The following is a 21,195-nucleotide window of genomic DNA, read 5'->3' as shown; positions in this document are numbered from 1 at the left end:
TCGTCGTTCGGGCACCTCCCATGAATCCGCTGACCTCACTTTCTGCTTCGGCGCCGGCACAGACGCTGCGTGAGATGCTCGACGCGATTGATCGCGCCGAGTCGACGGCGTTGCGCGTGCAGGCTGCGGCCGATGCGTTGCATGATTTCGGATTCGATCGCGTGGTGGTCTCGCTGCGTGATGCGTCGCTCAATCCGACGTTCATTGCGAAGGCCGGTTCGCCGGAGGTTTCGTCGACGACGGGGGCCGGGCTCAAGCCGTTGCCGGGGGCGGTGTGGCGCCGGCGGCTGCCGCATCTTGAGCGCTATCGCGAGGGCGACCTCTATGTGCTCGACGGGAGCGACGAGTGGGTCGCGCGTGAGTTCTTTGGCAGCGAGCCGTCGGGACCGTCGGTTGATGGGCGGTGGCTGGCGACGGATCTGATCGTCGGCGTGCTGCGCGGCGCGCGGCAGGAAGTGGTGGGGATCGTGAAGATTGCCGGTCCCCGCGATGGCCTGCGTCCCGCGCCGTCGGTGCTGCGCGATGTGGACGAGCTGCTGCGGCTCCTGGGCAAGCATGTGTCGTATGACGCGCTGGAGGCGCTGGCGCGGCAGCGGTCGGAACGGCTGCAGCTGCTCCAGGATGCCGGCGCGTCGCTGACGCGGTCGCTCGACGAGCAGGAGATCATGCGCGAGCTGGCGCGTCAGGTGCAGCGAGCGGTGCGGTGCGATGGCGTGGCCATTCTGATTCCCGATCTGCACAACGACACGCTGACCACCGCGATGCGCGTGGTGCGCGGCATGGAGCGGACGCGCGGCGTGGTGCGCCTGGGCGATGGCATCGTGGCGGAGGTGGCGCGGTCCGGCCAGCCGGTGCGCGTGGGCGACCGTGATGCAGATCGCTTGCGTGAGAAGGCGGGGAAGGCGCTGCCGCTCTCAATGTACGATGTGGTGGGTGAGTCGGGCGCGGCGACGAGCGTGCTGGCGGTGCCCATGCGCGTCGGCATTCGGCTGGTCGGCGTGCTGGCGGTGCACTCCACGCTGGCGGATGTGTACGCCGACGAAGACCAGGAAGTGCTGGCGACCATGGCGTCGCAGGCGGCGACGGCGATTGCCAACGCGCGGCGCTATTCCGAGAGCGAACGCGAGCGGCGCACGACCGAGGCGCTGGCCGATGTGGCGCGCGCAGTGGGCGAATCGCTGCGACTGGGTGAAGTGCTGCGGCTCATTTTGCGCCACTCGATCTCGCTGCTCGGCGTGGAGGGCGCGTGCATCGCGCTCCGCACCGGTGAGTATCTGCATATCGTGGCCGCGATGGGCTCGGCGGATGTGCTCTCGGGGCTCCACCTGCCGGTCGGCGCGAGTCTGGTCGGGCGGGCGGTGCTGTCGAATGAGCTCATTCTGGTGAATGAGTTCGGGCCCGATATGCAGCTCAGCCGCGTGGTGTCGGGGCTGATGAAGATCCAGCGCACGATTGTGGCGCCGCTGGGGACCGGTCGCGGCACGATCGGCGCGGTGGCGGTGCTCAATCGCGAGCGCGGCTTCGATCAGGAAGATGCGAAGGTGCTGCAGCGGCTCGCCGACCAGGTGGCCGTGGCGATCGTGAATGCCCGCCTCTTTGAAGAGGTCGAGAAGGCGACGCGCGAGTGGAAGCTGGCGTTCGACAGCACGGCGAGCGGGCTGGTCGTGCTGGAAGAGGCGCTGACGGTGAGCCGTTGCAATGCCCGCGCGGCCGAACTGTGCGGCAGCACGATTGCGGGTCTGCTGGGCAAGCGCTTCCGCGAGGCGCTGGTGGGTGCGGGTGAGACGCCCGAGGGGCTCAACATCGACGCGTTCATCGCGCGTGCGCTGCGCGAAGGGCAGCCGGTGCGTGGCACGGTGCGCGTGTCGTCGAGCGGCCGTCTGTTCACGATCATTGCCGCGCCGCACCCGGATGGTGGGTGTGTGATCACCTTCGACGACGTGTCGGACGCGTCGCGCCTGGCCGAGCAGCATCGCGCCGTGCTCGACACCGTCTCCGACGGCATCGTGATCATCGGGCAGGCTGGTCGCATCACCTTTGCCAATCCCGCGGCGCGGGCGCTGCTGCAGCGCCACGACCTCGAAGGGCTGCCGGCGCCGCGGTTCGTGGCCCCCGAGTGGAACAAGACGGTGCGTCGCCACGAAGCGCTGGTGCGCGGTGGCAAGGCGCAGCAGTACGAATGCGAGATCGTGTGTGCCGATGGCACGCGCCGCCTGGTGGAGGTGGGGTCCACGCCGCTCATCGAGCTCGGGGAAATCACCGGCTCGGTGGCGTGCCTGCGTGACGTCACCAAGCAGCGGCTCGACGCCATTGCGCGCGAGCGGTCGGAGGCGCTGTACACGCGACTCGTCGATGCGGCGACCGATGCCATCTTCACGGTGGACCTGCAGGGGCGCTTTACGAGCGTGAACCCGGCGTTCCTCAATGAAGCGGGGCTGACGCGCGCGCAGGTGCTTGGGCAGCACTATGTCATGCTGGTGGACCCGGCCGATCGCCGCGAGGCGGAAATGGCGATGGCGGCCACCCTCATGGGTGAGCGTCGTCGCAATCAGCTGCGTTGCCTGGGCGCGCAGGGGTCGCGGCTCACGATGGTGACGAGCGCGCCGATTCACGAAGGCGGCCATGTCGTGGGCGCCCTCGGCATCGTTCGCGACATCACCAACGACGAAGTCCAGCGCGAGGCGCGGGGGCAGCAGGCGCGTCTGGCGGCGATCGGGCAGTCGCTCGGCCGCGTGGCCAATGAGCTCAACAACCCGCTCGCGAGCCTGCTGGCGCTGGCCGAACTGCAGATCGATTCGCCCACGCTGGCCGACGACGATCGCAAGGCGCTCGAGCAGATCGTGGACGAAGCGCGCCGCGCGAGCCGCATCGTGAACCAGCTGCTCGAAGGGAGCAGCGAGGTGCGGTCGAGCACCGATCAGCCGGGGCGCATTCCGCTCAATACCGTGCTGCGTCGCGCGCTCGACCTGCAGGGTTACTCGCTGCGCTCGGCGCGTATCCATCTGGTCACCGACCTCGCGGATACGCTGCTCGAAGTGGACGGTGACCCGCTGCAGCTGCAGCAGGTGTTCACGAACATCATCGCGAACGCCGAACAGGCGCTGGTCGACTACACCGGCGAGCGCGAATTGCGGGTCCAGTCGCGACTCGAAGGCCCGCATGTGGTGGTCGAGATCGCCGATTCGGGGCCGGGTATTCCGGCGAGTGATCTGCCGCGCGTGATCGAGCCGATGTTCACCACGCGCAGCCTGCGCGGCCATCGCGGCCTCGGTCTCACCATCGCGCACGCCATCGTGCGCGAGCATGGCGGCTGGCTGGACGTGCGCTCGCGGCACGGCGAAGGGGTCACCTGTACGGTGCGGCTCCCGCTGCCGAATGGCGCCGACGCCGGCCTGCGCATCGCCACTCCGGTGAGCACCGCCGCGGTGGGCGCGGTGCGCAGCGTGCTGCTCATCGAAGACGAGATGACGCTCCGGACCACGATCAGCCGCTTCCTGCGCGGGCAGGGGTACACGGTGGATCTCGCCAGCAACGGCCGCAGCGCGCTCGAACTGCTGCAGCAGCATCGCTACGACGTGATCCTGCTCGATCTGCGCATGAGCGGCATGACGGGCGAAGAGGTCTACCAGACCATCGAAGCGGCGTACCCGGATCAGGCGGCCAAGGTGCTGTTCATGACCGGCGACCTCCACAGCGAAGCCGCGTCACGGTTTATCCGGCGGACGGGGCGACCGGTGTTGGCGAAGCCGTTCACGCTGGCGGACCTTACGGCGCGGCTGGTGGATGTGATCGCCTAACGGCGATCTGGATTTCAATGGAGAAGCGAGAGGCGAGTGGGAGTTTGCGTGGTGTGCCGGAGTGGTGGGGGCGGATTAGGTTTAGAGGGTGCCTACCATCCGCGCTGCACTTGCCCCGCTCAATGCAGAGGCCCGGGTTTCGAGTCCGCTGACCTCGCAGCTGCTGCATGGCGAGGTGGTGGAGATGCTCGACGCGTCGGGCGACTGGCTCAGGGTTCGCGGGCCGGACGCCTATGAGGGGTGGCTGCATCGCGGCTATGTGATGCCGAGTACGGGCAGCGAGGCGACGTGGCGGCTGTCGCTGGGGTGTGTGACGCGTGGCGTCACGGGCATCGTCCGCGCCCTGCCATTTGGCGCCCGCGTGGCGCCGGGCGACGAAGTCGTGAGCGGCGAGGTCATCGACGCCGCCGCGCAGCGCGCGCGCTTTCCGCAGACCGCGTCGGCGATCGTCGCCACGGCCCTTGGTTACTTCAGCGGCGCGCCGTATGTGTGGGGCGGCGTCTCGCCATGGGGCGTGGACTGCTCCGGTCTCGTGCAGCGCGCCTTCGGCGCGCACGGTGTGCGGTTGCCGCGTGATGCGTGGCAGCAGGCCGAAGCCATTCACGCCACCCCGGCGTCGTCGCTCGAGGGGCTCGCGATGGGCGAGCTGGTGTTCTTCTCAGACCGCGACGATCGGCGCATCACGCACGTCGCGATCGGCACGGGCGACGGCGGGTTTGTGCACAGCTCGTTGGCGCGGGGAGGGGTTTGCGCGGAACGAGCGGTTGAGGGTGACGCGTATGTGGAGCGGCTTGCGGGGCAGGTTGTTGCGCGGGGAGTGGTGGGGTAACTGCGTATACCTGGGGCGTATACGTGGGGCGTATACGTGATCGTATACATGAAGCGGAGAACCGCGTTTCCCGAGGTTCGTATACGCGACACGTATACGCCCTTCGTATACGCCGTTTGTATACGCTCCTCTTACGAAACCATCCCCGCCTTCCCCGGCACCACCGCCGTTGGCGCTCCGCTGGCTTTCACGTGCAGGATGCTGGTGACTTCCGCGCCGTCGTCGATGCGCATGGCCATGCGGTAGTCGCCGATCATGTCGAGCGGGAGGTCGAGCTGCAGGATCACGGGCATGTCGAGCTCCGCGTTCCCCGGCGGGGCGGCGCCGACTTCGAGTTCGGCGTCGGAGCCCCAGAGTTCGGCGCCGCGGGGGTTGATCCAGCGGACGGCGAGGGCGTGCTTGCCGACGTCAGCGCCGGTGGCCTTGATGCGGATGACGAACGTCGCCCGGGGGTGCAGGGCGGGGATCTGACCGACGTGGACCGCGTCGAAGACGCCCAGGATGTTGAGCTTCCCTTCCTGGGAGATGTTCGCGGCGTCGGCAAAGAGCGCAAAGGATACGTGCATCCCGCAAGCTACCTGACCCCGGCATGCGGTGTCTACATTCCGGGATGTCGACGTCCGCATCCCCGCGTGGTGCCGCCACCGCGACCACACCAGCCGATGGGCAGCCGGAGGGGCACCATGGCTTCGGGATCACCGATGCCGGGTTGGTCCTCATGGCGGTCATCTGGGGGGTCAACTACAGCGTCGTCAAGGCGGGTCTCGCCAGCATGGCACCGCTGGTGTTCAATGGCGCGCGCATGCTGCTGGCGGCGGTCGTGCTCTTCGCCATCGCGGCGCTGGTGCGCGATGCGAAATGGCCCAGCCGGGCGGACACACTGCGCCTGATGGCGCTTGGGCTGCTCGGCAATGGGCTGTACCAGCTGCTGTTCATCTTTGGCCTGGCCCGCACCCGGGCCGGTGTGGCCGCGCTGATCGTGGCGGCGGGGCCGGCGTGGATTGCCATCATCTCGCGACTACTCGGGCGCGAGCGCGTCTCCACCAAGGGCTGGCTGGGGATCGGGCTGCAGCTCGTGGGCGTGGGATGCGTCGTGGGGAGTACCAACAGCATCGACGGCGGCCCGGAGGTCATGCTCGGCGCGGCGTTGATCGCAACCGGCAGCATTGCATGGGGGCTGTTCAGCGTGCTGCTGCAGCCGTACACGCAGCGCGCGCACCCGATGCATCTGTCGGCGATCACCATGGCGAGCGGCGCCGGGGTGATGCTGATCGCGGCGGCCCCGGGGATGGTGGCACTCGACTGGGGTACGCTGAGCCCGGGCGCATGGGGCGCGGTGGCCTACGCGGGCATCGGTGCGCTGGTGGTGGCGTATCTGCTCTTCTATCGCGGCGTGCGCGTGCTGGGCCCGACGCGCACGTCGCTGTACAGCAACCTGCAGCCGGTGATCGCGCTCGCGGTGGCGTGGGTGATGCTCCACGAAACCCCGACCGGCTGGCAGCTCACGGGCGCCGGCTTCATCATGGCCGGCCTGCTGCTCTCGCGCCTGTCGCGCATGAAGCCCGCCAAGGTGGATGAGCTGGCCGATGCGGAAGCCTCCACCGGAGTTGGCACATGAGTGACGCGGGGCACGAGCCGACGTTCGATACCACGATCGATGCACGGGCGCGCGTGGTGCTGTTCGACATTGACGGCACGCTGCTGCTGACCGGCGGCGCCGGGCGGAAGGCGATGGAGCACGCGCTGCGCACCGTCTTTGGCAAGCCGGGTGATCCGGCCTTTCGCTACGATGGCAAGACCGATCGCCAGATCGTGCGTGAGCAGATGGAGTACGCCGGTGTCCCGCGTGAGGAGATCCTGCCCCGCTTCGAGGAGATCTGCGCGATCTACCTCGAGCGACTGGATATCGAGCTCGCGGCGCATCGCGACGTCTCGCGCCACCTGGCCGGCGTGCCGGCGCTGCTGGAGCGGCTGCGCGGGGAATCGCACGTCACACTCGGCCTGCTCACCGGCAACATTCGCGAAGGCGCCGAGCGCAAGCTCGCTGCGGTGGGGCTCGATGCGAGCCACTTCGTGATCGGTGCCTACGGCAGTGATCACGAGCATCGCCCGATGCTGCCGGCGGTGGCGCGGCAGCGCGCCTGCGCGTGGTTCAAGGCCCATGTGCCGGGCGAACAGCTCGTGATCATCGGCGATACGCCGGCCGATCTGGCGTGCGGGCGCAGTCTCAACGCGCGCGCCATTGGCGTGGCGACCGGCTCCTACGCGGTAGAGGCACTCGGTGCGCACGAAGCGCACGCGATCTTCCCGACGCTCGAAGACACCGAGGCGGTGGTGGAGGCGATCGTCTCATGATGGCCGACGTGCGCGTGGTGGGCATGGTGCGAGGGCGCGAGATCGCCCGACCTGCGCGGGTCTCGGTGGAGGCGGATGCGCTGGTGCTGAGCTGGCAGGACGCCGCCCCGTGGCAGCTGGCGTTCGATGGGCTCGAGGGGGTGCACATTGGGCCCGCGTCGGTCACGCTGTATTTGCGCGATCACGACGTGCTCGAACTCACCGGTGACGACGCGCTCCGCCCGGTGGCGCTGCGCCTGCTCGACCGCGCCTGCCGCATGCCGGAGCTGACGCGTGGACTGCGCCACTTCGGCGCGGTGCGCGGCACGGCGGCGTTGCAGGCCGCGCATGATCGCTGGTTCGCGCCGCTCCTCGCGGTGCGACGGGCGGTGGTCGATGTCTCCGATCCGTCTCGTCAGGTCGCGCTGATGGATGCGGCACAACTCCGCGATGCGGTCGCGCGCGCGATCGAAGAACTGGCGGCGACGGCCGCGCCGACCGATGTCGCCGAACGCCGCGCGCTCGAGGCCGCGTTGGAAGACGAAGCCGAGCCGATCTTTGCCGCCCTGATGCGCGCGCGAGTGGCCCAGGAGGCCGTGCTCGGCGGCGCGGAAGACACGCGCCTGGCCGACTGGCGCCGCTGGATCGAGGAAATACGGCGCGTCTTTGCCGAGCTCGACGACGCGTGGATTGGCGTGCAGGAGACGCTGTCGTAGCTGCTTGACGCCGATCAGTGCCCGCAGTTGTCGCAGCCGCAGTCGTGTCCGGCGCGCTTGGCGCGGGCGCTTTGGACTTGCTTCCAGGCGCGGCGGGCGGTGTAGGCGAGCGCGGTGCCGACGATCGCGACGACGATCAGGGTGTCCACGGTCATCTCAGCCTCCGAAGCCGAGGGCGGTGCCGCCGACGTAGACGATCCACGCGGCGAGGTACGCGAGACCCAGCATGTAGACGAACTGAATGCCCGCCCACTTCCACCCCAGGCGACCGCCGCCGGCTTCGCGGGCGGTGACGGCGGTGGTGCTCATGCACATCAGGGCGAAGACATAGAACACCATGAGCCCCACCGCGATGAGTGGGGTGTAGGCCTTGCGGCCGTCGGGGCGCACTTCGTCGCGCAGGCGCTGGGTGAGCGCCTGATCGTTCTCGCTGCCCACGCCGTAGATCGTACCCATCGTGGAGACGAACACTTCGCGGGCGGCGAAGCTCGCGGCCATCGAGACGCCGATCTTCCAGTCGTACCCCAGCGGGCGCACGAGGGGTTCGATGGTGTGGCCGATCTTGCCCAGCATGGAGTGCTCGAGGCGATGCTCCTGCTGTGCTTCCGGCGACATGAACGGCTGCGCGTCGGCCTTGGGATAGGTCGCGAGCGCCCAGAGCACGATGGAGAGCGACAGAATCACCGTCCCCGCGCGGCGCAGGAAGAGCACGCAGCGCTGGTAGACCGACACCGCCAGCGACTTGGGGCTCGGCCAGCGATAGGGCGGGAGCTCCAGGATCATGGGGCGCACCGGGCCCTTGAGCAGCGTGCGCTTGAAGACGGCGGCCGCGACGAGCGCGGCCACGGTGCCGAGCAGGTACATGCCCAGCATCGTCGCACCCTGCAGCGTGAGCCCCGGGATGAGCGCGGTGGCCGGGACGAATGCGCCGATGAGCAGCGTGTACACCGGCAGGCGCGCCGAGCAGCTCATGAGCGGGACCACCATGATGGTGGCGAGCCGGTCCTTGGGATCTTCGATGGTGCGTGTGGCCATGATGCCCGGCACCGCGCACGCATATCCCGACAGCATGGGGATGAAGCTCTTGCCGTGCAGCCCGACCTTGCGCATCACGCGGTCCATGATGAATGCGGCGCGCGCCATGTAGCCCGAGTGCTCGAGCAGGCCAATGAAGGCGAATAGAATGGCGATCTGCGGCAGGAAGACAAGCACCGAGCCCGCGCCACCGAAGACACCATCGACGACCAGCGATCGCAGGTCGCCTTCAGGGATGAACTGCCCCGCTTCACGACCCAGGAACGCGATACCCGCTTCGATGGCGTCCTGCATGGGTGTGGCCCACGAGAAGACCGACTGAAAGACGAGCGCCATCAGCGCGAGGAAGATCACCGGGCCCCAGACACGATGGAGCGTCCAGCGATCGACCTTGTCGCTCAGGTTGCCGCGCGTGTGCACCTCGTGGCGCACGGTGCGTTCGAGCACGTCGGCGATCCACTGATACCGCACTTCCGACTCGAGCCGCGTGGGCTGATAGCCCTCGGCGCGCAGGGCGGCACTCGCGGTGGCGATGGCGTCGTCGAGTCCGGCGATCTTTTCGAGATGCGCCTCGGTCTTGGCCACACCGAGCAGGCGCAACGCTTCCATGCGCGCGGCGATGGGCTTGAGCCCGTCGGCCAGGAGGCACGCTTCGAGGGGTTGCAGCGCCCGCGCGGCCGACTCGGGGAGCGTAAAGCGCCGCTCGGGTGCCGGCAGCGTCAGCGCGGTGAGCAGCGCCTTCTTGAGCGGCTCGAGCCCTTCGCCGCGCTTGGCGACGGTGGGCACGATGGGCACGCCCAGCTCGTGAATCAGCTCGGGGACATCGATGCGAATGCCTTCGGCCTCGGCGACGTCGATCTGATTGAGTGCGATGACGACCGGGAAGCCGAGCTCGAGGACCTGACTCGCGAGAAACAGGTTGCGCTCGAGGTGCACCGCGTCGACCACGACGAGCACGACATCGGGGCGCCAGCTTTCGGCGTCGCGCTCGAGGAGCACTTCGAGGGCGATGCGCTCATCGGGGGAGCCGGCCGAGAGCGAATAGCTCCCCGGCAGGTCGAGCGTGAGCATGCGGCGCCCGTCGGGGCCGCGGAAGGCGCCTTCGACGCGTTCGACGGTGACGCCAGCGAAGTTGCCGACGCGCTGCCGGAGGCCGGTCAGCGCGTTGAAGAGCGTGGTCTTGCCGGTGTTGGGGTTGCCGATGATGGCAACGCGGACGACATCCGGGGTCGCCGGGGCGGCGACGTCCACCGACATGGCAGCCTTCAGTGCGCGGTCAGGCGCGCGGTGCGACGGGGCGCACGGTGATGCCGGCGGTGAGCGCCGAGCCGAGCGCGAGGCGCGTCCCCCGCACTTCGAGGAGCATGGCGTCGCGGGAATCGATGATGTTCACCGCGGTGCCTTCGCAGAGCCCGAGGGCGCGGAGGCGGCACGCTTCGTCGCCCGAGCACTCGATGTCGATGACCGTCGCGCGGGTGCCTGCCCGACAGGCGTTCAACGCGCAGGTGCGCGGCGCCACATCGGAAGCAGACTGAAGGGTGGGAAGCTGGTGCGAGGCCACAGGGCTTAGTTGAGAATGGTTCTCAAAGCGTCTATCGGATAATACACGGCCCAGGTGGGTTTTCGCAATAGGGAGTTCTGCGGTCGGGAATAACCCTTACGCGGTCGTCGGGCGACGCCGGACGGCGAGCAAAATCACCCCGATCGTACCGACCGTAATGGCGATCGTCTGGGCCGTCGTGAGCCCCACGTCGAGCGCATCGTCCTTGGCGCGGTAGAACTCCACGATGAAGCGCTCAATGCCCGCCAGGAGGCAGTAGAGGCCGAAGAGCCACCCCGCCTGCTGGGTGTGCTTCCGGAAGCGCCACAGGATGGCAAACATGATGAACCCCATCAGCGTCTCGTAGAGCTGGGTGGGGTAGACCGACACGACGTCCGCGGGGTTGGTGCCGGCCGGGAAGCTCACATGGAACTGGCTCGACATGATCGCCACCGTGCTCGGCGGCGCCCCCTCGGGAAACTGGGTCGCGAACAGCCCGGAGAAGGGGCGGCCGTAGTCGTCGCCAACCGCCCAGCAGCCCGTGCGCCCCACCGAATAGCCGGCCGCGATGGCGATGCCGGCCACATCGGCGATGCGGAGGAAGTTGAGCTTCCGCTTCACGATGAGCGCCGCGCAGAGGATCACCGAGCCGATGAAGCCTCCCCAGAACACGAAACCGCCGCGGCTCAGGAAGGCGCTCGGGTCGCCGGTGAGGACGACATAGTAGGTCTTGGCCCCGATCAGGGTGCCGAGGAGCGCCGCCATCACCAGATCGGGGATGTTGTCGGCCTCGAGATTCTGGCCCCGGCGCCAGAGCTCCCGCTGACAGATGATCTGCGAGATGGCAAAGGCCGCGAGGACCGCCAGGCCAAAGCCGGTGATCTCGACGGGGCCCAGCTTGAAGGCCGCGGGATGATGGATGATCGGGGACATGCCTTAGAAGATACCCGGGATCGGGAGCATCGCGTGGGCGGTGAAGTCGGCGCTGCCGATTTCTCCGCGGGCGAATCGAAATACCCCAGCCGCCGCAATCATGGCCGCATTGTCGGTCGCGAGGCGCGGGGAGGGCGCAAAGACCTCGCCGCCCCGCCCGGCAAAGCGTTCGCGGAGGGCGCGCTGGAGCGCCTGGTTGCACGCCACGCCGCCGCCGAGCACGACGCGCCCGCGGCGGTGGGCCTTGGCAGCGCGATAGACCTTTTCGGTGAGCGTGTCCACCACGGCATCCTGAAAGCCGCGGGCGATGCTCGCCTTGTCCTGTTCCAGCGTCCCCGCCTTCTCGGACGCCCGGACGGCGTAGAGCACGGCGGTCTTGAGGCCGCTGAAGGAGCAGTCGTAGTAATCCTCGTCGGTCACCACCGCACGGCGGCGCAGCATGGGGCGCGCAAACCAGTGCGGCGAGTCGGGTGGCGGCGACTCCACCGTGGCCGCGAGTTGCTCGATCGGGCGCCCGCCCGGGTACGGGAGGCCCAACAGCTTGGCGACCTTGTCGAACGCTTCACCCACCGCATCGTCGCGCGTCTGGCCGAGGCGCTGGTACCGCCCCCACTCGGGGACGTCGAGCAGCAGCGTGTGGCCGCCGCTCACCAGCAGTGCGGTGAAGGGAGGCGTTGCGTGCGCGTGCTCGAGGAGCGTGGCAAAAAGATGCCCCTCGAGATGATGCACCGGCACGACCGGCTTGCCCTGCGTGAAGGCCAGCGCCTTGGCGTAGCTCGTGCCGACGAGCAGCGCCCCCACGAGCCCGGGGGCGTGGGTGACGGCCACGGCGTCGATGTCGGCCAGCGAGACCTTCGCATCGGTGAGCGCGCGCTCCACGGCCGGCACGATCCCGGTGAGATGCTGGCGGCTCGCAATCTCCGGCACGACGCCGCCGAACAACCGATGCACGTCCTGCGACAGAATCACGAGCCCGTCGAGCGACAGCCGCTCAGGCGTTCCCGTGACGACCGCTGCTGAGGTTTCGTCGCAGCTGGTCTCGATGCCGAGAATCCGGACGCCTTGGGGCACGCTGGCCAACGCGGCGCTTACGGCGCGGGTTCGGCGAGCAGCTGCTCGAGCAGCCGCTTGTTGCCGGGCGTGTTCCAGTCGTCGGCACCGACCCACTTCTTGCGAATCGTGCCGTCGCGGCCGATCACGAACGTCTCGGGAATGCCGGTGGTGCGATAGATCTGCTGCATCACGCCCGCCTGATCATGCAGAATCTCGAACGTGAGCCCGAACTCCTGCACGAACTTGCGGATCTCCTGCTGCATGCCGTCTTCGTCCACGCTCACGGCAACGATCTTGAGCCCCTTGGGGCCGAGCTCCTTGTAGAGCGCCTCGATGCTCGGCATCTCGCTGCGGCACGGCACGCACCAGGTCGCCCACAGATTGAGCACGAGCACCTGCCCGCGATAGTCGGTGAGCGTCTTGGTGCGCGGCGTGTTGTCCACGGTCTGCACCGTGAAGCCTGGCGCCTGCACGCCCACGCTCACATCCACCAGCTCATCGCCCATGAAGCGCGAGGCCACGATGGAGCCACCGGCCAACAGCGCGACGATACCGCCGACGATCATCCACTGCTGGCGATTGGTCATACCGCGTCGGCGCAGAGGCTCTTGAGGAGCGCGATTTCCGCCTTCGGATCGGCGGCCGCAAAGACGGCGTTCCCGGCCACGAACGTATCGGCACCGGCCTTCCAGCAGCGATGGATCGTGTCGCGCGAGATGCCGCCATCGACCTCCAGCACCGCGGTGCTCCCGGCCTGATCGAGGAGGAAGCGCGCGCGCTCGATCTTGTCCACGCTGTACTCGATGAACTTCTGCCCGCCGTAGCCGGGGTTCACCGTCATGATCAGCAGCAGGTCGAGCATGTGCGCGACTTCTTCGATTACGCTCAGCGACGTGCCCGGATTGAGCGCCACGCCGGCCTTGCAGCCGAGTTCCTTGATGCGCGTGAGCTGGCGATCGAGATGCGGCGCCGCTTCGGCGTGGATGGTGATGACATCGGCGCCGGCCTTCACGTACTCGTCGAAGTAGTTCTCCGGCTCGAGCACCATGAGGTGGCAGTCCACAACCTTGGTCGTGCACTTCCGGGCCGCCTCGATGACCTTTACGCCGAACGACAGGTTGGGCACGAAGCGCCCGTCCATCACATCGACGTGAATCCAGTCGGCTCCACCGGCTTCGACGAGCGCGATCTCGTCACCGAGTTTGCGGAAGTCGGCAGCGAGGAGCGAAGGGGCAATGCGAACCGTCATGGGCGAACCGGCGAAAAAGTCGAAGGGAACGTATCGGTGGGGGGGCGGCCATCGCTCAACGTGAGCAGCACCGGAGTGCCCCGCGCCACAAAGGTGCCGGCGGCCGGCGTGCTGGACAGCACGGTGCCGGCCGGCTTGGTGCTGGCCTGAAAGCTGACATCGCCCACGAGCAGGCCGGCGTCGCGAATGGCGTTGCGCGCCGCGCCCTCTTCCAGATCGGCCACGGTGGGCACGGGCACCGAATCCACGGCGGCGGCCTGCGTGTCGGGCTTGGACGACGCGGGCGCGGCGGGCGTGGGGACACCGCTGTCGGCGGCGAGGCGCCCCTTGGCGATGCTGTCGAGCATGACCTGCAGCGAATCCACGCCGTTGCCACGGCCGGGTTCGAGCTTGTTCACCGTGAACACCCCGGCGCCGGCACCAAGCGCCCCGCCAAGGAGCAGTGCCACGACGCCGCGCACGAGCCAGGTGCGCGCGGGTGACGCGCCCGTCTTCCTGGCGGCGCTCATGCGGCCCTCCGGAGGCGCGCGGCGAACGCGCCGTCGAAGCCATGCTGCTGCGGCAGCACGCGCAGGCGCCCGTTGTCGAGCACCGCCTCGGGGACGACGCCCGCGGGCGGCGCCTCGAGCGTGAACTCGGGGTGCTGCGCAAGGAACTGGTCGATCATCTCGTCGTTTTCTTCCAGCTCGAGCGAACAGGTGCTGTAGATGAGCAGCCCACCGGGCTTCACGACCTTGGCGGCCGCGCGCAGGATCGCGCGCTGGGCCATGCCCACCACCGCGAAGTCGCTCACCTTGAGCCGCCAGCGCGCATCGGGGTGGCGGCGGAAGGTGCCGGTGCCGGTGCAGGGGACGTCCACGAGCACGGCGTCCATGAGCGATACCGATGGCTCGGTGGCATCGCTCACGATGGCGTCGATGCGGGTGGCGTGCACGCGCGTGAAGCCGTCGATCATGCGCTGCACGCGCGCGGCACTGCGATCGGCGGCGATCACGAGCGCGGCGCGGCGCGAGAGTTCGAGCGCCTTGCTGCCAGGCGCGGCGCAGAGATCGGCGACGACGCTGCCCTCGGGCACGTGCGCGTACTGCACTACGAGTGTGGCCGCCGGATCCTGCACATAGAGCTGCCCCTGCCGGAACGCGCCGAGCTCGGTGAGCGCCACGCCGGTGGGCAGGCGCAGGGAGTCGGGGACGAGCGGCACGTCATGCGCATCGATATCGGCGCTGGCGAGCTGCTCGGCGAGCGCCTGTCGCGACACGCCATATGGCCGCACGACGATGTGCGCGGGGGCATTGTTGGCCGCGAGGAGCCGAGCGGTTTCGTCGGTGCCCCAGCGCTCGACCCAGCGTGCGACGACCCAGCGCGGATGCGAGTACTGCTGCGCGAGGGCTTCGAGTGGGTCGGTGGGGACCTCGGGCTCAATCTCGGCGCGCTCGCGATCGATGCGACGCAGCACGGCGTTGGCGAGCTTGCTGGCGCCGATCCCATGGCGCCGCTTCATGAGCTCGACCGTCTGCCCGATGGCCGCGTACGGGGGCACGCTGTCCATGCTGAGCAGCTGGTAGGCTCCGAGGCGCATCAGATCGGTCACATCGGCATCGAGCTTGGCGAGGCCGCCACGCACGCGCGCGGCCAGGATGGCATCGAGGCGGCCGCGGGTGCGCAGCATCCCCCAGACCAGTTCCTGCACCCAGCGGCGGTCGCGCGCATCGAGTGGCGGCGTGCGCTTCTCGAAGGCGGCGTCGAGCAGCTGCCCCGCGCGGAGATCGGCGCAGATGAGTGCGGCTGCGACGCGCGACTCGGTGACGCCGGCGCCGGAGCCCGACGGCGACGCGTGACGGCGATGCGGAGGACGAGCCACGCTGCTCACGACGCGGACGTGGTGAACTGATCGCCCGCTTGCGCGCCGCGGCCGCGGCCCCAGGCAGCGGCGGTCATGCGTGGCTTCCCACTTGGCTGCACGTCGAGAAAGCGCACGGCGCCTTCGCCGCAGCGCACGAGGAGGCCGTCGTCGCCGATGCTGCGCACCGTGCCCGGCGGACTGCTGCGCGTAGGCTCGTCGAGATCGGCATCGCTGCCGGTGCCCACGAGACGCGCACCGAAGAGCTTCACATCCTGCTCGCGCAGCGCGGCGAAGGCCCCCGGGCGCGGATCGAAGGCGCGCGTGGCCCGCGAAACGTCCACGGCCGATTTCGTGAAGTCGAGCCGGGCCATGTCGCGCTCGATCTTGGGTGCGTAGGTGCTCTGCGCGTCGTCCTGCGGGACGGGGCGCGAGACCCCGGCCTCGATCATCGCCAGCGCCTGCACGATGGCGAGTGCGCCCATTTCGGCGAGCGTGTCATGCAACTCGCCGTAGGTCTGATCGACGCCGATGGGTGTGCGCAGCACATGCAGCATGTCCCCGGCGTCGAGCGCGGGCACCATCTGCATGATGGTGATGCCAGTCTCGGGCATCCCCTGCAGGATCGACGCCTGAATGGGCGCGGCGCCGCGCAGTTCCGGGAGCAACGAGGCATGAATGTTGAGCGTGCCGTGCGGCGGCAGGTCAATCACGCTCTTGGGGAGAATGCGCCCATACGCCACGACGACCGAGATGTCGGGCGCGAGGGCGCGCATCTCGGCTTCGAAGGCGTCGCCCCGCGGCTTGTCGGGCTGCAGCACGGGCAGCCCTTCTTCGAGCGCGACCCTCTTGACCGGCGAGGGATCGAGCTGCGTGCGCGAGCGGCCACGCGGCTTGTCGGGCTGCGTGACGACGCCCACGACATCGTGCCCCTCGCCGAGCAACGCCCGGAGTGGCAGCACGGCGAAGTCGGGCGTCCCCCAGAAGAGAATGCGCACGCGAGCGGAACCTGCCCCTTACTCGTCTTCCGGGGGCAGATCGCCCACGGGAAGCACGCGCAGGTTCTTCGGGTACTGCTGCTTTTCCTGATCCCACTGCTTCATCGCCGCGCGCCGCTTGAGGAGGCTCAGGCGATCGGTGAAGAGCTTGCCGTGCAGGTGATCGATCTCATGCTGCAGGCAGCGGCCGAGGAGATTGGCGCCCTCGACTTCGTACCAGTTGCCGTCGATGTCCTGCGCGCGCACGGTCACCCGCGCGTGGCGGTCCACGTCAGCGTAGATCTCAGGGATCGAAAGGCACCCTTCCTCGCCCCGCACGATGCCGCCTTCGTGGTGGATGATCTCAGGATTGATCACCACGAGGCGCGTGTCATCGGCGTCCACCACGCAGAGGCGTTCGCGGCGCCCGACCTGCGGGGCGGCGAGGCCGACGCCCTTGGCCTTCTCCATCGTCTCGAACATGTCGTCGATGAGACGGCGGAGCTCCGGGGTGATCTGATCGACGCGCTCCGTCTCCTGGCGGAGGATGGGCGAGCCGAGGACGTGAATGTCGAGCAGCGACACGGGGCCCTCGTTACGCCGCGGGCGCGCTGCCGCCGATGGCCGCGATGCGGCCGCGCTCGACGATGAGCTTGGATTCACCCGACTTGATCGTGATGCGGTCGTTCAGCGACGCCGCGCCGTCCTTTCCCTGCGCGGCAATGTGGACGACCTCGCCCACGATGCCGCCGGCGGTCACGATTTCGTCGCCCTTCTTGAGCTGGCGGACGCGCGCCTCGTGATCCTTGCGCTGCTTCTGCTGCGGGCGGATGAGCACGAAGTAGAAGATCGCAAAGATGGCGCCGTACATGAACAGCATCTGGGCGATCCCGGCGGTCCCGGCGGTCTGGAGCAGGGCAAGGCTGGCGAAAACGGGCACGGTCATGAGGCAGTCTTTCCGGAGTGGTAGCGGGCGAGCCAATCCCGGCTCCAGCCCTCGAACGAGCCGGCCTGGATGGCGGCCCGGGCATCGCGCATCAGCGCAACGAGGAAATGTACATTGTGCAGGCTCAGGAGGCGGAGTCCGAGGATCTCTTCGGCCACGAAGAGATGCCGGATATACGCCTTGGAGAACCGGGTACAGGCCGGGCAGGTACAGGCCTCATCCAAGGGGGACGAGTCGAGCCGCCAGGCGGCGTTCTTGATGCTCCGCCGGCCGGTGGTCGTGAAGAAGGCCCCGGTGCGTCCCATGCGGGTGGGGGCGACGCAGTCGAAGAGGTCCACGCCGCGCGCGACCCCCTCCACGAGATCTTCGGGGAAGCCGACGCCCATGAGGTAGCGCGGCCGATCGGTCGGGAGCACCTCGTTCACGACATCGAGCACGGCGTACATGTCGGGCTTGGCCTCGCCCACCGACAGCCCGCCGATGCCAAAGCCGACCCAGTCGCCGACGCCCTGAATGGCGCGCGCCGAATCCCGGCGCAGGTCGGCGTGAATGCCGCCCTGCACGATGGGGAAGAGCGCCTGGACCGGGGTGGGGGCGAGCGTGTCCTCGACCAGCAGCCGGTTGAACTCGGTCCGGCAGCGCTCGAGCCAGCGGATACTCCGCTCCATCGCCTCCTTGGCGAGGTCGTGCGGCGACTGCCCGGGGACGACGTGATCGAACTGCATGATGACGTCGGCGCCGAGGTTGCGCTCGATGCGCATGACGGACTCGGGGGTGAACTGCTGCTTGGAGCCGTCGAGGTGGCTCCGGAATTCGACGCCCTCCTCCTTGATGGCCCGCAGTCCTTCCAGCGAAAAGACCTGGAACCCGCCGGAGTCGGTGAGCATGGGGCCGCTCCACTGCATGAACTGGTGGAGCCCGCCCATGGTCCGGACGAGGTCGTCCCCTGGCCGGAGGCGCAGGTGGTATGCGTTGCTCAGCACCATCGTGGCGCCGAGCCGGTGCAGGTCCTCGGGGTCGAGCGCCTTCACCGACGCCAGCGTCCCCACCGGCATGAACTGCGGCGTCTGCACCGGCCCATGCGGCGTCATGAACGTGCCGGCGCGCGCGTGGCCGTCGTGGGCCTCAATCTCGAACTTGAACGGGGTGGTCACGCCCGCAAGCTAGCGATTTCGGCCGGCTTTCTGAGGGGCTCTTTGGGTTCGTCGCGGGGGGGGCTGGCGGTGACGGTCCCCCCACGACGGAGTCTCCGGGGTTCGGAAACGCTGCGCGTTCCGAAGCCCGGAGACCTCCGCCGCGTGCGGACCGTCACCGCCAGCCCCGGCGGGGACTGCGAACAGCCTCCGACCTCTGGGTGCGACGCTCGCTGCGCTCGCTGGCGGTCGGGACTTGGGCAGGACTCTGCGAATCGAAGGGCTCGCGCCGTCTCGCTGGCTGCGACCTCACCATGCGCACGCGCCCGCATGGCCGCGCGCGAAGGACACGCCGAGTATTCGGCCGTCCGACGTCCGCGCGCCAGCGAAGCGCCGCGCGCGATGTCGGACGTCGGATACCGGGCCGTACCTGCGTCAGGGCGGGGGCGCGATGCCGACGCAGTGGGGAGGTCTCCGGGCTTCGGAACCGCGCAGCGGTTTCCGAACCCCGGAGACTCCCCGCTGCGCGCGGCGTCGCGCTCCCGCCCCCCGCACCAATCTCAGCCCCGCAACCGCCAGACGATCGCGAAAGCGCTGCGAGCTAGATGAGGCACATGGCGTCGCCGTACGAGTAGAAGCGGTACTCGTCGGCCACCGCAGTGCGGTAAGCGCTCATGGTGAGATCGTAGCCGGCGAAGGCGGCGACGAGCATGATGAGCGTGCTCTTGGGGAGGTGGAAGTTCGTGATCAGATGGTCCACCCCGCGGAACTCGTACGGCGGGCGCAGGAAGATGTTCGTCTCCCCGCGGAACGGCTGCACGATGCCGTCGCGCCCTGTCGCCGTCTCCAGCGTGCGCACGCCGGTGGTGCCGATCACCCAGATCTTGTTGCCGCGGGCCCGCACCGCGTTGAGGCGTTGCGCGGCGTCGTCGGTGACTTCGCACCACTCCTCGTGCATCACGTGCAGCGCCGGATCTTCGTCGCTCACCGGGCGGAAGGTGCCCGCGCCCACGTGCAGCAGCACGTTCACCCGTTCGACGCCCTTGCGTTCGAGCGTGGCGAGCAGCTCCGGCGTGAAGTGGAGCCCCGCGGTCGGCGCGGCGACAGAGCCCGCTTCGTTCGCGTAGACCGTCTGGTAGCGCGTCGTGTCGTTCTGTTCATCCGCGCGCTCGATATAGGGCGGCAGCGGCACGTGGCCGTGCGCCTCGATGGCGTCGGTCACCGAGCCGCTGTCCACGTGCAGCTTCACGACGCGCGTGCGGCGCGGGGTGGCGTCCACGATCTCCACGCGGAAGCCCGGCGCGATGGTCACCATGCGCCCCGGTCGCAGTTTGCCACCCGGGTGGATCATCGCTTCGTAGTGCGTCTCGTCGAGCGGCCGCAGGAGGAGAATTTCCGCGGGGCCGCCGCTGTCACGATGCCCGAGCAGGCGCGCCTTGAACACCTTGGTGGTGTTCAGCACGATCGCATCGCCTTCGGGAATCAGCTCGGCGACGTCGCGGAACGTGCGGTGCGCGAGGGAGCCGGTGGCGCGATCGACGACCAGCATGCGGCTCGCATCGCGCGGCTCGACCGGCCGCTGCGCGATGCGTGCGTCCGGCAGATCATAGTCATAGTCGGAGGTGCGGCTCCCCTTGGGCGCATCGTGGGGGAGCGGCACGTCCACGGGTGCGGGCTCGGTGGACATACGCGGGACAAAGACAACCGAAACCGGCCGCCAGCGCAATCCTGCGCGCCACCCCGCGCGGAAATCGCGCGCGGTGCTAGAAGAGGCCGGGCTGCTCGGCGCTTCCCGCTGGCGGAACGAATCCGAGGTGCCGATAGGCGTGCGCGGTGGCGACGCGGCCGCGCGGCGTGCGCTGCAGAAAGCCGTGCTGCACGAGGAACGGCTCGTACACTTCCTCGATGGTGCCTGGGTCATCGCCGATCGCTGCGGCGATGGTGCCAAGTCCCACCGGGCCGCCGTCGAACTTCTCGATGATGGCGCGCAGCAGGCGCGTGTCGGTGTCGTCGAGGCCAAAGTGGTCGACGTCCAAAAGCGCGAGCGCCGCCTGGGCCACGTCGAGGGAGATGCGCCCGTCGGCGCGCACCTGGGCGTAGTCGCGCACGCGGCGCAGCAGGCGGTTGGCGACGCGCGGTGTGCCGCGTGAACGGCGCGCAATCTCATGGGCGCCTTCGGCGTCCATCTCCACCTTGAGCACATCGGCGGTGCGTCGCACGATGAACTCGAGTTCGTCGGTCGGATAGAACGCGAGCTGGTGCAGGATCCCGAAGCGCGCGCGGAGCGGCGACGTGAGCATCCCGAGCTTGGTGGTCGCACCGACCAGCGTGAAGCGCTCGATGGGCATCGTGACCGTCTGCGCCTTAGGGCCCTCGGAGAGGCGGATGTCGATCTTGTAGTCCTCCATCGCCGGATAGAGGAACTCTTCGATGATCGGGCGCAGCCGGTGGATCTCGTCGATGAACAGGACATCGCCCTCACGGAGATTCGTGAGGGGCCCTACGAGGTCCTTGGGGTTTTCGAGCGCCGGCCCGGAGGTGGTCGTGAGGTTCACGCCCAGCTCGCGCGCGATCAGATCGGCGAGCGTCGTCTTCCCCAGGCCGGGCGGGCCGAAGAAGAGGATGTGGTCGAGCGGTTCCTTCCGCCCCCGCGCGGCATCGATGGCGATGGCGAGGCTCTCCTTGACCTTTTGCTGGCCGATGAACTCGGCCAGCCGCTGCGGGCGGAGGGAGAGCTCGACGACCCCCTCGTCGGAGAGGGCCTCAGGGGTCGTGATTTCGGGGCGGGACATGGGGGGTAATATACCGAAAGA

The 21,195-nt window shown here is 68.7% G+C and carries 21 protein-coding genes; 5 read left to right on the top strand and 16 right to left on the bottom strand.

Annotated elements, in window-relative coordinates:
* Positions 1-20: 20 nt before the first annotated feature.
* Together K2R93_09500 and K2R93_09495 are read left to right on the top strand one after the other, a co-directional pair.
* Positions 21-3,797 (top strand): PAS domain S-box protein, encoded by a 3,777-nt coding sequence (locus tag K2R93_09500; GenBank protein ID MBY0490060.1) that lies wholly within the window; start codon positions 21-23, stop codon positions 3,795-3,797.
* An 88-nt stretch (positions 3,798-3,885) separates the two neighbouring features.
* Positions 3,886-4,626, top strand: coding sequence for a C40 family peptidase (locus tag K2R93_09495; GenBank protein MBY0490059.1), 741 nt, complete (start codon positions 3,886-3,888; stop codon positions 4,624-4,626).
* Positions 4,627-4,757: 131 nt separating this feature from the next.
* On the opposite strand, the gene K2R93_09490 is transcribed toward K2R93_09495, so the two are convergent.
* A complete protein-coding gene (locus K2R93_09490) occupies positions 4,758-5,192 on the bottom strand; it encodes a hypothetical protein (protein MBY0490058.1) in 435 nt (144 codons plus the stop codon).
* Positions 5,193-5,236: 44 nt separating this feature from the next.
* Here K2R93_09490 and K2R93_09485 point away from each other — a divergent pair, with 44 nt between their 5' ends.
* Genes K2R93_09485 through K2R93_09475 form a run of 3 tightly spaced genes read left to right on the top strand, consistent with a single transcriptional unit; the run spans position 5,237 to position 7,676 of the window.
* The gene (locus tag K2R93_09485) at positions 5,237-6,244 is read left to right on the top strand and encodes a DMT family transporter (protein MBY0490057.1); all 1,008 of its coding nucleotides are present in this window, start codon (positions 5,237-5,239) and stop codon (positions 6,242-6,244) included.
* Positions 6,241-6,981, top strand: a complete 741-nt coding sequence (locus tag K2R93_09480) for a haloacid dehalogenase-like hydrolase (GenBank protein ID MBY0490056.1) — start codon at positions 6,241-6,243, stop codon at positions 6,979-6,981. Before K2R93_09485 ends, K2R93_09480 begins: the two co-directional genes overlap by 4 nt.
* Positions 6,978-7,676: a hypothetical protein gene (locus tag K2R93_09475; GenBank protein MBY0490055.1), complete on the top strand. Its 699-nt coding sequence runs from the start codon at positions 6,978-6,980 to the stop codon at positions 7,674-7,676. Before K2R93_09480 ends, K2R93_09475 begins: the two co-directional genes overlap by 4 nt.
* A 14-nt stretch (positions 7,677-7,690) precedes the next feature.
* Here the strand turns inward: K2R93_09475 and K2R93_09470 are convergent, their stop codons facing one another.
* From K2R93_09470 to ruvB, 15 genes are all read right to left on the bottom strand, one after another.
* On the bottom strand, positions 7,691-7,831 hold the full coding sequence (locus K2R93_09470) for a FeoB-associated Cys-rich membrane protein (protein MBY0490054.1): 141 nt from the start codon (positions 7,829-7,831) through the stop codon (positions 7,691-7,693).
* Position 7,832: 1 nt separating this feature from the next.
* Complete coding sequence (gene feoB / locus K2R93_09465; GenBank protein MBY0490053.1) at positions 7,833-9,968, bottom strand: ferrous iron transport protein B; 2,136 nt, start codon at positions 9,966-9,968, stop codon at positions 7,833-7,835.
* Between the two features lie 19 nt (positions 9,969-9,987).
* Complete coding sequence (locus K2R93_09460) at positions 9,988-10,230, bottom strand: FeoA domain-containing protein (protein MBY0490052.1); 243 nt, start codon at positions 10,228-10,230, stop codon at positions 9,988-9,990.
* Between the two features lie 138 nt (positions 10,231-10,368).
* Complete coding sequence (gene lgt, locus K2R93_09455) at positions 10,369-11,184, bottom strand: prolipoprotein diacylglyceryl transferase (GenBank protein MBY0490051.1); 816 nt, start codon at positions 11,182-11,184, stop codon at positions 10,369-10,371.
* 3 nt (positions 11,185-11,187) lie between these two features.
* Positions 11,188-12,255: a tRNA (adenosine(37)-N6)-threonylcarbamoyltransferase complex transferase subunit TsaD gene (gene tsaD / locus K2R93_09450; GenBank protein MBY0490050.1), complete on the bottom strand. Its 1,068-nt coding sequence runs from the start codon at positions 12,253-12,255 to the stop codon at positions 11,188-11,190.
* A 17-nt stretch (positions 12,256-12,272) separates the two neighbouring features.
* A complete protein-coding gene (locus K2R93_09445; protein MBY0490049.1) occupies positions 12,273-12,824 on the bottom strand; it encodes a TlpA family protein disulfide reductase in 552 nt (183 codons plus the stop codon).
* A complete protein-coding gene (gene rpe / locus K2R93_09440) occupies positions 12,821-13,486 on the bottom strand; it encodes a ribulose-phosphate 3-epimerase (GenBank protein ID MBY0490048.1) in 666 nt (221 codons plus the stop codon). The genes K2R93_09445 and rpe overlap by 4 nt, the downstream gene beginning before the upstream one ends.
* On the bottom strand, positions 13,483-13,995 hold the full coding sequence (locus K2R93_09435) for a PASTA domain-containing protein (GenBank protein MBY0490047.1): 513 nt from the start codon (positions 13,993-13,995) through the stop codon (positions 13,483-13,485). Before K2R93_09435 ends, rpe begins: the two co-directional genes overlap by 4 nt.
* Positions 13,992-15,347: a 16S rRNA (cytosine(967)-C(5))-methyltransferase RsmB gene (gene rsmB / locus K2R93_09430; GenBank protein MBY0490046.1), complete on the bottom strand. Its 1,356-nt coding sequence runs from the start codon at positions 15,345-15,347 to the stop codon at positions 13,992-13,994. The genes K2R93_09435 and rsmB overlap by 4 nt, the downstream gene beginning before the upstream one ends.
* 5 nt (positions 15,348-15,352) lie before the next feature.
* Positions 15,353-16,324, bottom strand: coding sequence for a methionyl-tRNA formyltransferase (gene fmt, locus K2R93_09425; protein MBY0490045.1), 972 nt, complete (start codon positions 16,322-16,324; stop codon positions 15,353-15,355).
* Positions 16,325-16,342: 18 nt separating this feature from the next.
* Complete coding sequence (gene def, locus K2R93_09420; GenBank protein MBY0490044.1) at positions 16,343-16,888, bottom strand: peptide deformylase; 546 nt, start codon at positions 16,886-16,888, stop codon at positions 16,343-16,345.
* A gap of 10 nt (positions 16,889-16,898) precedes the next feature.
* Complete coding sequence (gene yajC / locus K2R93_09415; protein ID MBY0490043.1) at positions 16,899-17,249, bottom strand: preprotein translocase subunit YajC; 351 nt, start codon at positions 17,247-17,249, stop codon at positions 16,899-16,901.
* On the bottom strand, positions 17,246-18,340 hold the full coding sequence (gene tgt, locus K2R93_09410) for a tRNA guanosine(34) transglycosylase Tgt (protein MBY0490042.1): 1,095 nt from the start codon (positions 18,338-18,340) through the stop codon (positions 17,246-17,248). Before tgt ends, yajC begins: the two co-directional genes overlap by 4 nt.
* Before the next feature lie 643 nt (positions 18,341-18,983).
* Entirely contained in the window at positions 18,984-20,069 is a 1,086-nt protein-coding gene (queA, locus tag K2R93_09405; protein MBY0490041.1) for a tRNA preQ1(34) S-adenosylmethionine ribosyltransferase-isomerase QueA, read from the bottom strand.
* Positions 20,070-20,145: 76 nt separating this feature from the next.
* Positions 20,146-21,174 (bottom strand): Holliday junction branch migration DNA helicase RuvB, encoded by a 1,029-nt coding sequence (gene ruvB / locus K2R93_09400; protein MBY0490040.1) that lies wholly within the window; start codon positions 21,172-21,174, stop codon positions 20,146-20,148.
* Positions 21,175-21,195: the final 21 nt, after the last annotated feature.

It is taken from the genome of Gemmatimonadaceae bacterium (assembly GCA_019752115.1).
Taxonomy (GTDB): domain Bacteria; phylum Gemmatimonadota; class Gemmatimonadetes; order Gemmatimonadales; family Gemmatimonadaceae; genus Gemmatimonas.
The sequence above is the reverse complement of the archived record's forward strand: the minus strand, read 5'-3'. Positions and strand labels throughout refer to the sequence as shown.